The sequence below is a fragment of the Rhodobacter capsulatus genome, from assembly GCF_052363185.1.
Classification (GTDB): Bacteria; Pseudomonadota; Alphaproteobacteria; order Rhodobacterales; family Rhodobacteraceae; genus Rhodobacter; species Rhodobacter capsulatus_E.
This window is the reverse complement of record NZ_CP198955.1, coordinates 884525-897422: the sequence shown is the minus strand read 5'-3', so window position 1 is coordinate 897422 and position 12898 is coordinate 884525. Positions and strand designations below refer to the sequence as shown.

Annotated in this window: 7 protein-coding genes and 1 pseudogene; 5 read left to right on the top strand and 3 right to left on the bottom strand. The window is 67.0% G+C overall.

What is annotated here, in order from left to right:
* Positions 1 to 36: 36 nt before the first annotated feature.
* Entirely contained in the window at positions 37 to 522 is a 486-nt protein-coding gene (purE, locus tag ACTTAG_RS04610; protein ID WP_444464376.1) for a 5-(carboxyamino)imidazole ribonucleotide mutase, read from the top strand.
* Entirely contained in the window at positions 515 to 1579 is a 1065-nt protein-coding gene (locus tag ACTTAG_RS04605) for a 5-(carboxyamino)imidazole ribonucleotide synthase (RefSeq protein WP_444464375.1), read from the top strand. Before purE ends, ACTTAG_RS04605 begins: the two co-directional genes overlap by 8 nt.
* 42 nt (positions 1580 to 1621) lie before the next feature.
* Here the strand turns inward: ACTTAG_RS04605 and ACTTAG_RS04600 are convergent, their stop codons facing one another.
* The gene (locus ACTTAG_RS04600; protein WP_444464374.1) at positions 1622 to 3268 is read right to left on the bottom strand and encodes an FMN-binding glutamate synthase family protein; all 1647 of its coding nucleotides are present in this window, start codon (positions 3266 to 3268) and stop codon (positions 1622 to 1624) included.
* A 198-nt stretch (positions 3269 to 3466) separates the two neighbouring features.
* On the bottom strand, positions 3467 to 4024 hold the full coding sequence (locus ACTTAG_RS04595; RefSeq protein WP_444464373.1) for a helix-turn-helix domain-containing protein: 558 nt from the start codon (positions 4022 to 4024) through the stop codon (positions 3467 to 3469).
* 175 nt (positions 4025 to 4199) lie between these two features.
* On the opposite strand from ACTTAG_RS04595, the gene ACTTAG_RS04590 reads away from it, so the two are divergent.
* Both ACTTAG_RS04590 and ACTTAG_RS04585 read left to right on the top strand, forming a co-directional pair.
* Positions 4200 to 6647, top strand: a complete 2448-nt coding sequence (locus ACTTAG_RS04590) for a GcvT family protein (RefSeq protein ID WP_444464372.1) — start codon at positions 4200 to 4202, stop codon at positions 6645 to 6647.
* 85 nt (positions 6648 to 6732) lie between these two features.
* A complete protein-coding gene (locus ACTTAG_RS04585) occupies positions 6733 to 8898 on the top strand; it encodes an esterase-like activity of phytase family protein (protein ID WP_444464371.1) in 2166 nt (721 codons plus the stop codon).
* Positions 8899 to 9048: 150 nt separating this feature from the next.
* Here the strand turns inward: ACTTAG_RS04585 and ACTTAG_RS04580 are convergent.
* Positions 9049 to 10300 (bottom strand): annotated as a pseudogene (locus tag ACTTAG_RS04580) (IS5 family transposase).
* Between the two features lie 162 nt (positions 10301 to 10462).
* Here ACTTAG_RS04580 and ACTTAG_RS04575 point away from each other — a divergent pair.
* A complete protein-coding gene (locus tag ACTTAG_RS04575; protein WP_444464370.1) occupies positions 10463 to 12844 on the top strand; it encodes a methyl-accepting chemotaxis protein in 2382 nt (793 codons plus the stop codon).
* The last annotated feature ends 54 nt before the right edge of the window (positions 12845 to 12898 follow it).

The window sequence follows — 12898 nt, the reverse complement described above, 5'->3', positions numbered from 1 at the left end:
GTCTGCCTATAGTGCCGCCACAAGATGGGGGGCCGAATGGGCGTGAAAGTGGGAATCATCATGGGGAGCCAGTCCGACTGGGCGACCCTGCGCGAGGCGGCGGCGGTTCTGGATGAACTCTGCGTGGCTTACGAGAAAAAGATCGTCTCGGCGCATCGCACCCCGGATCGGCTTTGGGCCTATGGCAAGACCGCGGTCGAGCGTGGCCTGCAAGTGATCATCGCAGGCGCCGGAGGTGCTGCGCATCTGCCGGGCATGATGGCCTCGAAAACCCGCGTGCCGGTTGTCGGCGTGCCGGTGCAGACCAAGGCGCTGGCGGGCGTCGACAGTCTTTATTCCATCGTGCAGATGCCCAAGGGCTTTCCCGTCGCGACGATGGCGATTGGCGCCGCGGGCGCGGCCAATGCCGGGCTGATGGCCGCGGGCATTCTGGCGCTGCAGGATGCGGATCTGGCCGCGCGGCTTGATGCCTGGCGCGAGGCCCTTTCGGCCTCGATCCCCGACGAGCCCGCCGATGAGTGAGATGCTGAAACCGGGCGCCACGATCGGGATTCTGGGCGGCGGGCAGTTGGGGCGGATGCTGTCCGTCGCGGCGTCGCGGTTGGGGCTGACATGCGCGATCTTCGAGCCGGGCGCGAACCCGCCCGCGGGTCAGGTCGCCGACCGGGTCTTCACCGCGTCTTATGACGACGAAGCCGCCCTGCGGGCCTTTGCCGAAGCGGTCGATGTCATCACCTATGAATTCGAGAACATCCCGACCTCGGCGCTCGATCTGCTCGAAAGCCTGCGCCCCATTCGCCCGGGGCGCAAGGCGCTGGCCAGCTCGCAGGACCGCATCCTCGAAAAATCCTTCCTGAACGGCATCGGCCTTGCCACCGCCCCCTGGGCCGAGGTGCGCGATGCCGCCAGCCTTGACGCCGCGATGGCGCAGATCGGCACCCCCGCGATCCTGAAAACGACGCGGCTGGGCTATGACGGCAAGGGGCAGGCGCGGATCATGACCCCCGCCGACGCGCCCGAGGCGCTGGCCGCAATGGGCGGTGCCACCGCGGTTCTGGAAGGTTTCGTCGAGTTTTCCGCCGAGATTTCGGTGATCGCCGCGCGCGGGCTCGACGGCGCGATTTCCTGCTTCGATCCGGGCGAGAATGTGCACAAGTCGGGCATCCTGCACACCACGACCGTGCCCGCCCGCATCCCCCCTGCCCTGCGCTCGGATGCGGTGCTGATCGCGGCGCGGATCCTCAATGCGCTTGATTACGTCGGCGTGCTGGGGGTCGAGCTCTTCGTGACGCCCGCCGGCCTTCTGGTGAACGAGATCGCGCCGCGGGTGCATAATTCGGGGCACTGGACGCAGGCGGGCTGCACCGTCGATCAGTTCGAACAGCATATCCGCGCCGTCGCGGGCTGGCCGCTGGGCGACGGCGGCCGTTACGCCGATGTCGAGATGCTGAACCTGATCGGCGACGATGTCGACCGCATCCCCGACTTCGCCCGCGCGAAGAACACCCAGATCCATCTTTACGGCAAGGCCGAGGCGAAGCCCGGTCGCAAGATGGGCCATGTGAACCGCATTCTCTGATCCGGGCTCTGACCCGGGCTCTGACCCGGGCGGGGCGGGCGCTCAGCCCGCGAAGCGGTTCTTAGGCATGCGTTCGGCCACGAAGGTCTCGGCGCTGGCGCGGCTCCAGCGATCCAGCCAGACCTGCAATTCGGGATGGTCGGAGCCGGTCAGCAGGAAGCCCTCGGGCAGATCTTCGAAGACCTCGTTGCCGTCCTGGAAGGCATTGTCCCGGGCGCGGAACATGAAGTGATAGGGCAGGAATTCGGACGGATGCGCCAGACCCGCCGCGCCCACCAACTCGCCCAAAGCATGCAGCGTGTTCTTGTGGAACCGCGCGACGCGGGCGCTTTTGTCGGGCACATCCAGCGCCCGCATCCGCCGCGGGTCCTGGGTCGCGATGCCCGCCGGACAGCGGTTGGTGTGGCAGGACTGCGCCTGAATGCAGCCGATGGCGAACATGTAGCCGCGCGCCGAATTGCACCAATCCGCGCCCAGCGCCATCGCCCGGGCGATGTCATAGGCCGAAACGATCTTGCCCGCCGCGCCGATCCGGATCCGCCCGCGCAGCCCGGCGCCGCGCAGGGTGGTGTGGACGAAATGCAGCCCCTCCAGCATCGGCATGCCGACACGGTTGACGAATTCCAGCGGCGCCGCCCCGGTGCCGCCCTCCTTGCCATCGACGACGATGAAATCGGGGGTCACGCCGGTGGCCAGCATCGCCTTGACCAGACACATGAATTCGCGCCGATGCCCGATGCAGAGCTTGAAGCCCACCGGCTTGCCACCCGACAGCGCGCGCAGCTGCGCGATGAAGCCCATGAATTCCCGCGGCGTCGAAAAGGCCGAATGCGCGGCGGGGGAAATGCAGTCGATCCCCATCGGAATCCCCCGCGCCTCGGCGATCTCGGGCGAGATCTTCGAGGCGGGCAGCATCCCGCCATGACCGGGCTTCGCCCCCTGGCTCAGCTTGATTTCGATCATCTTCACCTGCGGATCGCGGGCCTGCACCGCAAACGCCTCGGGCGAGAAGCGGCCATCGGGGCTGCGGCAGCCGAAATAGCCCGAGGCGACCTGATAGATCAGATCGCCGCCGCCCGCGCGGTGATAGCGGCTGATCCCGCCCTCGCCGGTGTCATGGGCAAAGCCGCCCGCCTTGGCGCCCCGGTTCAGCGCCAGGATCGCATTGGCCGAGAGCGCCCCGAAACTCATCGCCGAGATATTGTAGACCGAGGCGTCATAGGGCTGCGCGCAGTCGGGCCCGCCGATGCGGACGCGGAAATCGGTGTCCCGGATCGTCTTCGGCATGATCGAATGGGTCAGCCAGTTGAACCCCGAAGCATAGACGGATTCGACCGTGCCGAAGGGCCGCTTGTCCTCGACCCCCTTGGCGCGCTGATAGACAAGGCCGCGGATTTCCCGGCTGAAGGGCACCTCGTCGCGGTCGGATTCAAAGAAATACTGCCGGAACTCCGGGCCGACGCTTTCGATCATGTAGCGCAGATGGCCGATGATCGGATAATTGCGCAAGATCGCATGCCGGGACTGGCGCAGATCATGCACCCCCACCAGCGCCAGCGCCGCGACGCCCAGGAAGACCGGCAAGATCCACAGCGCCCCGCTGAGCAAAAACGCAAGGCCCAGCACGGGCGTCAGGATCAGCGCCGCCGCAAGCGGGGCATATCGGGCGTTCAGGCGAAGGTTGCGCATGGTCGGTCGCGGGGCTCCCCGGGTCTTCGGCAGGATGGCCGGAAGGCGACGGCCCCCCCGGCCAGAAAGATTAGGGTCGCAAGGGTTTATTTCGGATGAAGCCTTTCCCCCGAAAGACCTTTGTCCTGCCCCCGCCCCTGCGCGACCATAAGGGCGAGAGAGGGCCAAGGCCAAGTGGATTCCCGCCCCTTCGCCCGGTCAATAGACCGGCGGCGCGATGATCCAGATGGCCACGGCGGGCTCTGTCCCCTCGTTGCGCCAGCCGTAATCGGCCCCGGCGAACTGGAAGCTGTCGCCGGGCGCCAGCGCGAACTCCCGCCCGTCGAGGATCAGCGTCAGCCGCCCCGAGATCAGCACCCCGCCATCCTCGCGCGCCCCCGCGGGCCGGCGCGGCGTGCCGCTTGACGCGCCGGGGGCGAAGGTGGATTTCACCATTTCGAACGACCCCGCCAGCGTCGGCGACAGCAATTCCTCGACCAGCCCCGTGGCGCTGCTGCCAATCGGCATGCGGTCGGCGGCGCGCAGGATCAGCCCGCGTTCCTCGGGCGCGCGGCTTGACGAGCGGAAGAAGAAGCTGATCGTCACCCCCAGCCGCTCGGCGATCAAGCCCAGATCGCGGACCGAGGGGGTGGTCTGGCCGCGCTCGACCTGGCTCAGCCAGCCCAGCGACCGGCCAACCGCCGCCGCGAGCTGCTGCAATGTCATCTCGCGCGATTTGCGCAAGTACCGGATGTCTTCGCCGACGTGATGGGTCATCTGGGGCCTTCGAATGCTTGGGGCAAGCTGGCGCAAGCCGGTAAAAAAGGCAACCTCTGCCGCGACAGGGATGAAACAATTTCCGACAACCTTCCCATAAATGAAATTTCATGTTGAAATTTCATTTCGCCGCAGGAATAGTTTCGGCAACTCCCCCCCTTGCCCGGAGGCGTCGATGCCCGCAATTCCCCCAAAGGCCCGCGTCGTCATCATCGGCGGCGGCATTTCCGGCTGTTCGGTCGCCTTCCATCTGGCGAAACTGGGCTGGACCGACATCGTTTTGCTGGAACGCAAGCAGCTGACCTCGGGCACGACCTGGCATGCGGCGGGGCTGATCGGGCAGCTGCGGGCAAGCCAGAACATGACCCGGCTGGCGAAATATTCCGCCGATCTTTACGCAAGGCTGGAAGCGGAAACCGGGCTCGCCACCGGATTTCGTGCCTGCGGCTCGATGACGGTGGCGCTGACCGCCGAGCGGCGCGAGGAGCTTTTGCGGCAGGCGGCGCTGGCCCGGGCCTTCGGCATCGAGGTGAACGAGCTTTCCCCCGCCGAGGTCCGGGACCTTTACCCGCATCTGAACATCGCGGGCGTCACCGCCGGGGTGCATCTGCCCGCCGACGGGCAGGCCGATCCGGGCAATATCGCGCTGGCGCTGGCCAAGGGGGCGCGCAGCCGCGGCGCGCAGATCCTGGAGGGCGTCAAGGTCACGCGGGTGACGCAGGCGGGCGGCCATGTGACCGGCGTCGATTGGCAGATGGGGGCGGAGCGCGGCCATATCGCCTGCGACGCGGTGGTGAATTGCGGCGGCATGTGGGGGCGCGATCTGGCGGCGCAAAATGGTGTCACGCTGCCGCTGCAGGCCTGCGAGCATTTCTACATCGTCACCGAGACCATCCCCGGCCTGACGCAACTGCCGGTGCTGCGGGTGCCCGACGAATGCGCCTATTACAAGGAAGATGCAGGGAAAATCCTGCTTGGCGCCTTTGAACCCCGGGCTAAGCCCTGGGGCATGGCGGGCATTCCCGAGGAGTTCTGCTTCGATCAGCTGCCCGAGGATATCGAGCATTTCGCCCCGATCCTCGAACAGGCGGTGGCGCGGATGCCGATGCTGGAAACCGCGGGCATCCATACCTTTTTCAACGGCCCGGAAAGCTTCACCCCCGATGACCGCTATTATCTGGGCGAGGCCCCCGGTCTGGGCGGCTATTGGGTGGCGGCGGGCTACAATTCGATCGGCATCGTCTCCTCGGGCGGCGCGGGGATGGCGCTGGCGCAATGGATGACCGACGGCGCGCCCCCCTTCGACCTGTGGGAGGTCGATATCCGCCGCGCCCAGCCATTCCAAAGGAACCGCCGCTATCTGCGCGAAAGGGTCAGCGAGACGCTGGGCCTGCTTTACGCCGACCATTTCCCCTGGCGGCAGATGGCGACCAGCCGCGGCATCCGCCGCTCGCCCCTGCACGAGCATCTGAAGGCCCGCGGCGCGGTCTTTGGCGAGATGGCGGGCTGGGAACGGGCGAACTGGTTTGCCAATCCGGGGCAGCCGCCCGAATACCGCTATAGCTGGCAGCGGCAGAACTGGTTCGAAAACCAGCGCGCCGAGCATATGGCGCTGCGCGACGGGATCGGGCTGCTCGACATGACCTCTTTCGGCAAGATCCGGGTCGAGGGGCGCGATGCGGCGCCGTTCCTGCAATCTCTGTGCGGCAATGATATCGACGTGGCCCCCGGGCGCATCGTCTATACCCAGATGCTGAATGCCAAGGGCGGCATCGAATGCGATCTGACGGTGACGCGGCTTTCGGAAACCGCCTTTCTGCTGGTCGTGCCGGGGGCGACGCTGCAGCGCGATCTGTCCTGGCTGCGCCGCCATCTGGGCGCGGCCTTCGTCACCGTCACCGATGTCACCTCGGCCGAGGCGGTGATCGCGGTGATGGGGCCGCGGGCGCGCGATCTGATGGCGCGCGTCTCGCCCGACGATTTTTCGAACGCGGGCCATCCCTTTGGTCTGGCAAAGGACATCGAGATCGGCATGGGCCTTGGCCGGGCGCATCGGATCAGCTATGTGGGCGAACTCGGCTGGGAACTTTACATCCCCACCGATCAGGCCGCGCATGTGTTCGAAACGCTGATCGAGGCGGGCGAACCGCTCGGGCTGAAGCTGTGCGGGCTGCATGCGATGGACAGTTGCCGCATCGAAAAGGCCTATCGCCATTTCGGCCATGACATCACCGACGAGGATCACGTGCTGGAGGCGGGTCTGGGCTTTGCGGTGAAACCGGCCAAGGGCGATTTTCTGGGCCGCGAGGCGGTGCTGCGCAAGCAGGAAACCGGGCTGACCCGGCGGCTGATGCAAGTCCTGCTTGATGACCCGGCGCCGCTGCTGTTTCACAACGAGCCGATCCTGCGCGATGGCCGGATCGTCGGGCAGCTCAGCTCGGGCAATTACGGCCATGCGCTGCGCGGCGCGGTGGGGCTGGGCTATGTCCCCTGCCGGGCCGACGAAAGCCCGGCCGAGATGCTGGCATCCAGCTATGCGATCGACGTGGCCGGGCAGATCGTGACGGCGCGGGCCAGCCTTGCGCCGCTTTACGATCCGACCTCGGGCCGTCTGCGGGGGTAACGACACCGAACCGTCATCGGGGCGTCACGGCACCGTCACGCAATGGCGGGAAGGTCCGCGCGACGCAACCTGACAGGGTGATCCCATGACCTTCCGCAGCCTCTGCCTGACCTCGGCGCTGGCGCTTGCCACCGCCTTCCCGGCCCATGCCGAGCAGGCTTTCAACCGCATTTCGTCTTTCCCGACGCCGCTGAATGCGACCGGCGAGACGGCTGCGAAACCCTCCTCGGCCGAGATCATCACCGCGACCGAGGACGGGCAGCGGCTGATCTATTCCGACAGCCCGCTGGGCGTGCTGGGGCTGATCGACATTGCCGATCCGGCGGCGCCGAAACCGCTGGGCACGGTGGCGATGGGCGGCGAGCCGACGACAACGGTGGTGCTGGGCAATCTGGCCTTTGCCGGGGTGAACACCTCGGAAAGCTATGCCAAGCCCTCGGGCAAGCTGGTGACGGTGGATCTGGGCACGCAGAAAATCGTGGCGGAATGCGACCTTGGCGGGCAGCCCGATTCCGTCGCCAAGGCCCCCGATGGCAGTTTCCTCGCCGTTGCGATCGAAAACGAGCGCGACGAAGAGGTGAACGAGGGCGACCTGCCGCAGATGCCCGCGGGCTATCTGGTCAAGCTGCCGCTGAAGGCGGGCGCGGTTGATTGCGGCGCGCTGCAAAAGATCGACCTGACCGGGCTGGCCGCGGTGGCGGGGGAAGATCCTGAGCCCGAATTCGTCTCGATCAACACCGCGGGCGAAATCGTGGTGACGCTGCAGGAAAACAACGAAATCGCTGTGATCGGCGCCGATGGCGCGGTGGCCACGCATTTTTCGGCGGGCGAGGTCGATCTGACCGGCATCGACACGAAAAAGGACGGCAAGCTCGATTTCACCGGCAAGAAAGACGGTGTCGCACGCGAACCCGATGCGGTGAAATGGATCGACACCGATCATTTCGTCACCGCGAACGAGGGCGACTGGAAGGGCGGCGCGCGCGGCTTCACGATCTGGAAGAAGGACGGCACCGTCGTCTTTGAAGCCGGGGCGAGCCTTGAGCGCGAGATGGCGGCGCTGGGCCATTACCCCGACAAGCGCAACAAGAAGGGCGTCGAGATCGAGTCGGTCGAAGTGGCCGACTTCGACGGCCGCAAGCTTTTGTTCGTCGCGGCCGAGCGGGCCTCGCTCGTGGCGGTCTATGATCTGGCCGATCTGGCGGCGCCGAAACTCTTGCAGATCCTGCCCTCGGGGATCAGCCCCGAAGGTCTGGTGGCGATCCCCGGCCGCGGGCTTCTGGCCACCGCGAACGAGGTCGATCTGCGCGAAGACGGGCTCGCCCCGGCGCATGTGATGCTTTACGCGCTCTCCGACGCTCCGGCCGCCTATCCGACGCTGACCAGTGCGGGCACCGAGCCCCTGATCGGCTGGGCGGCGCTTTCGGCGCTGACCGCCGATCCGGCGAAACCGGGGCATCTTTTCGCCGCCTCGGACAGCTTCCTGTCCGCCGCGCCGACGATCTACAGCCTTGATGCGACGCAAAAACCGGCGCGGATCACCGCGGCGCTGACGGTGACGCGCGGGGGCGATCCGGCGCAGCTGATGGATATCGAGGGGCTGACCACCGATGGCGAGGGCGGCTTCTGGCTGGCGACCGAGGGGCGCACGGACAAGATGATCCCGCATGGCATCGTGCATGTGGATGAGACCGGCGCGATCGACCAGCAGATCGGCCTGCCGCCGGAGCTTGCCGCGGCCGAAACCCGCTTCGGCTTCGAGGGGATCGCGCTCGCGGGCGACCGGCTTTGGCTTGCCGTGCAGCGGCCCTGGAAAGACGATCCGAAGGGGATGGTCAAGCTCGTCTCCTATGATCTTGAGGACGAAACATGGGGCGCGGTGCACTACCCGCTTGAGGCCGCGCCCGAAGGCGGCTGGGTTGGCCTGTCGGAAATCACCCTGCACGGCGATTTCGCCTATCTGATCGAGCGCGACAATCAGCTGGCCGACAAGGCGGCGGTGAAGCGGCTTTACCGCGTCGCGCTGGCCGATCTGAAACCCGCGGATCTGGGCGGGGCGCTGCCGGTCGTGCAAAAGGAGCTGGTCCGCGACCTGCTGCCCGATCTGGCGGCCTCAAAGGGCTATATCCTTGACAAGGTGGAAGGTTTCGCCATCGACGCGGCGGGCGAAGGCTTCGTCGTCACCGACAATGACGGCGTCGATGACAGCTCGGGCGAGACGCTCTTCTGGTCGATCGGCAAGGTCGAATAAAGGTCGATCGCCGCCGCGCATGGCCGGGGGCCTCCGCCCCGGCCATGCCCTCCCTAACAGGCCGCTGAAATAGTCGGCAGACGAGAATGACTTCCCGTTTTCGTACGAGTTCTGGGCTTGAGCGCCCCGCCGGTCCACCGCTCTTCGTCCTCAGGCGGCGAGCAGCCGGGGCAGTCGTGCCAGGTTGTTGGCTGCCATCGTCAGGATGAAACGCGACCGCACCCGGTCAAGGCCGCGATACATCGTTTGCGCCATTCCACCGACCGTCTTGGCCCAACCAAAGGCCTCTTCGATCCGCTTTCGATGTCTCAGCGACATGGCGTGGCCGTCGTGGCGGGTGGTGCGGCGGTCGATGGCGGAATGTCGGGCCTTTTGTGCGACATGGGGCGTGACGCAAGCCTTGCGCAGGTCGCGGACGAAGTCAGCTGCGTCATAGCCTTTGTCCGCCCCCAGCGTCAGGCGCCGGGTCGAGCCGGGGGAATGGCGGTGGATCATGTCGAGCGCGGCCTGCCGTTCGGCATGGCCATCGGCGCGGGTCAGCTCGCCCTGCACGATCAGACCGGAACGGTTCTCCATCAGCGCATGGCCGATGAAGCACAGCATCGCGCCGGTCCCGGGGGATTTCTTGTAAAGCCGCGCCTCGGGGTCGGTGGTCGAGGCATGCGTCGCATTCGAGCGTTTCTCGCCGCGAAAGTCGACCTCGGCATTGCGGTTCTGGCGGGGGCTGCGGGGCATCGGATCGGTCTTTGCTTCGGTCGCGGGCGTCTCGGGGGCGGGGCTTGACGGCGGCGCACCTGGATCCTCGTCATCGGGATCGTCGCCGGGGCCATCCGCCCGGGCGGCGGCGCCTTCGGCTGGAAGCTTTTCATCGACGCCCACGCCTTCACCAGCGTGCCATCGACCGAGAAATGCTCGTCCGAGAGCAGTGGCGCCACCTCGCGATGGGCGAGGATCGCGGCCATGATCTTGCGCGACATCTCGGTGCTCATCAGCCGGTCGCGGTTCTTCGTGAACACCGTCGGCCTTCGGCCCGGGGCTCCGCCTGTTCAGGGCTGAAATCTGTCCACTGGACAGATTTCCGGGCGCCCTTCACCCCAGACCTGATCGTCGATCCCCAGCCCGACGAACCAGCGAAACAGCAGGTTGTAATCCATCTGCTCCATCAGTTGCCGTTCCGAGCGGATGGAAAACAGAATTTGCAGCAGGCTCGCCCGGATCAGCCGTTCCGGCGCGATCGAGGGGCGGCCGAAGCGGATGTAAAGCCCTCGAAATCACCATCGAGGCTGGTGAGGGCTTCGTTCACCACCTGCCGGATCTTGCGCAGCGGATGCCTGGCCGGGATGCGATCCTCGAGGTCGACATAGCTGAAAAGCGACCCGCTCGTCTCGTCCGTGCCCCGCATCGTGATCCCCTTCGCCATGGGAAGGGGTGAATCATGTTTCGTATCCGCGGTCGAGGCCGACTATTTCAGCACCCTGCTAAGGCCGCGGATCTTTGCCGCATTTTAAGATTTCGCGCCTAGGCTGCAGGCGTTTGTGTCGCGGCCCTGCCGGAGGAGCCCCTTATGATTGCACGTATGAACAGGCTGGATCTGTCCAGACGGCTGCCCCTGATGATCACGCTTGTGGCGCTGTTGGCCGGGCTGTGCACCGCGATCCCGGCCTATCTGATCACCCGTCAGACCCTGATCGGCAGTTCGCAGGTCACGCTTGACACTCTGGCCCGCGGCCCCGAACAGGCGCTCGCGCTGCTGTTGGGCGGCACAAGGGCGGATCTGCTGGCGATGGCGCAGGATCGCGCGATCCAGCGGGCGCTTGGCGCCCTGTCGGAAAGCTATGCCGCCCTGCCCGCGGCCGCCGAAACGCTGCAAAAGACCTATATCGACGACAATCCGAACCCGACCGGCGCAAAGGACAAGCTTGTCGCGGCCGGGGATCAAAGCCCCTATGACGCGCTGCATGCAGAGCTGCATCCGGGCCTTGCCACCCGGCTGCACGAGCGCGGTTTTTACGATATCTTCCTGATGGATACGGCCGGAAACGTGGTCTATACCGTGTTCAAGGAACGGGATTTCGCCACCAATCTGCAGACCGGGCCGTGGCGGGATACCGACCTCGCCGCCGTCTTCCGCGAGGCGATGGCGCTGCCCGCTGACGGCACCGCCGCCTTTCGCGATTTCGCGCCCTATGCCCCCAGCGCCGATCTGCCCGCGGCCTTCATCGCCGCCCCGGTGCTGGACGCGGCGGGCCAGCGGCTTGGCGTCGTGGCGATCCAGCTGCCGATCGGCGCGATGAATGCCGCCGTGCAAAGCGTCGGCGAGGGGGGCAGCAGCACCGCCGCCTATCTGGTCGGGCAGGACGGTCTGTTGCGCTCCGACCTGCTGGCGACGGCGCAAGACGACATCCTGACGACGCGGGAAGACAATGCCGCCGTGCGGGCGGCGCTGGCGGGCGAAACCGGGGTGACCCGGCTGCAGGACGCGGCGGGCGACCGCTTCATCGCCTATCGTCCGTTCCGGTTCCTTGGCACGACCTGGGCGCTTTTGACCAGCGAGGCGGCGGATCAGTTGCTGGCCCCGCTCTGGCGCATGGCGATCGCCTTCGTCGCCGTCAGCCTTGTGGTGCTGGCGGCGACGGCGGTGCTGGCGCTGCGGGTCTCCCGCTCGATCAGCCAGCCGCTGACCCGGCTGACCGCCGCGATGGATGCGGTGGGACGGGGCCAGCTGGCCACCGAAGTGCCGCATCGCGACCGCGCGGACGAGGTCGGGCGGATGGCCCGCACGCTGGAAAGCTTCCGCGAGGCGCTGGTTGCGGCGCGCGACACCGATGCGCATCTGGCCGCCGAGCGCGAAGCCAGTGCCGCCCGCGAACGCGACCGGCTGGCAGAGGAGGCCGAGCGCGACCGGCTGGAACAAAGCCGCGAGCGCGCCCATCTGGAGGCCCGGCATGCGGCCGAAGCGGCCCAGCGCGCCGCCATAGATGCCGAACGCGCCCGCGCCGATGCGGCCCTGCAACAGGTGGTGGAGGCGCTCAGCGCCGCGCTGCGGGCCCTGGCCGAGGGGCGGCTCGACGTCTCGATCGACCAGTTCTTCGACGACAGCTACAAGGGGCTGCGGATGGATTTCAACGCCGCCGCCAGCAGCCTGTGCCGGATCGTCACCGAAATTTCGACCGCGGCCCACAGCATCCGCACCGACAGCGACGAGATCGCGAATGCCGCCGTCAACCTGTCGCGGCGCACCGAATCCTCGGCCTCTTCGCTGGATCAGACCGCCGCGGCGATGCACGAGATGCTGACCGCGGTCGGGCAGACCAGCGCGGGCATCAACAGCGTCCGCAGCCTGGCACAGGCGGCCTGCGACCGCGCTGGCCAGTCGCAGGAAACCATGCGCGCCGCGGTCGAGGCGATGCAGCGGATCGAGGCCTCTTCCGAGGCGATCACCCGCATCATCAGCGTGATCGACGACATCGCCTTTCAGACCAATCTGCTGGCGCTGAATGCCGGGGTCGAAGCCGCCCGCGCGGGCGAGGCGGGGCGCGGCTTTGCCGTCGTCGCCTCGGAGGTGCGGGCGCTGGCGCAGCGCGCCGCCGATTCCGCGGCGCAGATCGGCACGCTGATTGCCGACAGCGGCAGCCAGGTGCGCGAGGGGGTGACGCTGGTGCGCGACTGCGGCACGGCGCTGGAAACGATCTCCGGCGCGGTCTCGGACATTTCGCTGCGCGTGACCGAAATCGCCGCCAGCGCCAGCGAGCAGGAACAGGGGATTTCCGAGGTCACCCGGGCGCTGGGCCAGCTGGACACCGCCACGCAGGAAAACGCCGCGATGTTCGAGCAGACGACCGCCGCCACCAGTTCGCTTGCGGCGGCCGTCGCCGATCTTGGCACCCTGATCGCGCGTTTCAGCGGCTGGGACAGCCCCCCGCAAGGCACGCAGAAAGTCGCCTGACCGCAGCCCCCCGTTGCGCCGCCCCAGGTGAGTCGCGTTGAATTTGCGCGGGCG

Excerpts from the sequence above, each read along its gene's own strand:
- purE (WP_444464376.1), top strand. The coding sequence starts at position 37 with ATGGGCGTGAAAGTGGGAATCATCATGGGGAGCCAGTCCGACTGGGCG.
- ACTTAG_RS04605 (WP_444464375.1), top strand. The coding sequence starts at position 515 with ATGAGTGAGATGCTGAAACCGGGCGCCACGATCGGGATTCTGGGCGGC.
- ACTTAG_RS04600 (WP_444464374.1), bottom strand. The coding sequence starts at position 3,268 with ATGCGCAACCTTCGCCTGAACGCCCGATATGCCCCGCTTGCGGCGGCG.
- ACTTAG_RS04595 (WP_444464373.1), bottom strand. The coding sequence starts at position 4,024 with ATGACCCATCACGTCGGCGAAGACATCCGGTACTTGCGCAAATCGCGC.
- ACTTAG_RS04590 (WP_444464372.1), top strand. The coding sequence starts at position 4,200 with ATGCCCGCAATTCCCCCAAAGGCCCGCGTCGTCATCATCGGCGGCGGC.
- ACTTAG_RS04585 (WP_444464371.1), top strand. The coding sequence starts at position 6,733 with ATGACCTTCCGCAGCCTCTGCCTGACCTCGGCGCTGGCGCTTGCCACC.
- ACTTAG_RS04575 (WP_444464370.1), top strand. The coding sequence starts at position 10,463 with ATGATTGCACGTATGAACAGGCTGGATCTGTCCAGACGGCTGCCCCTG.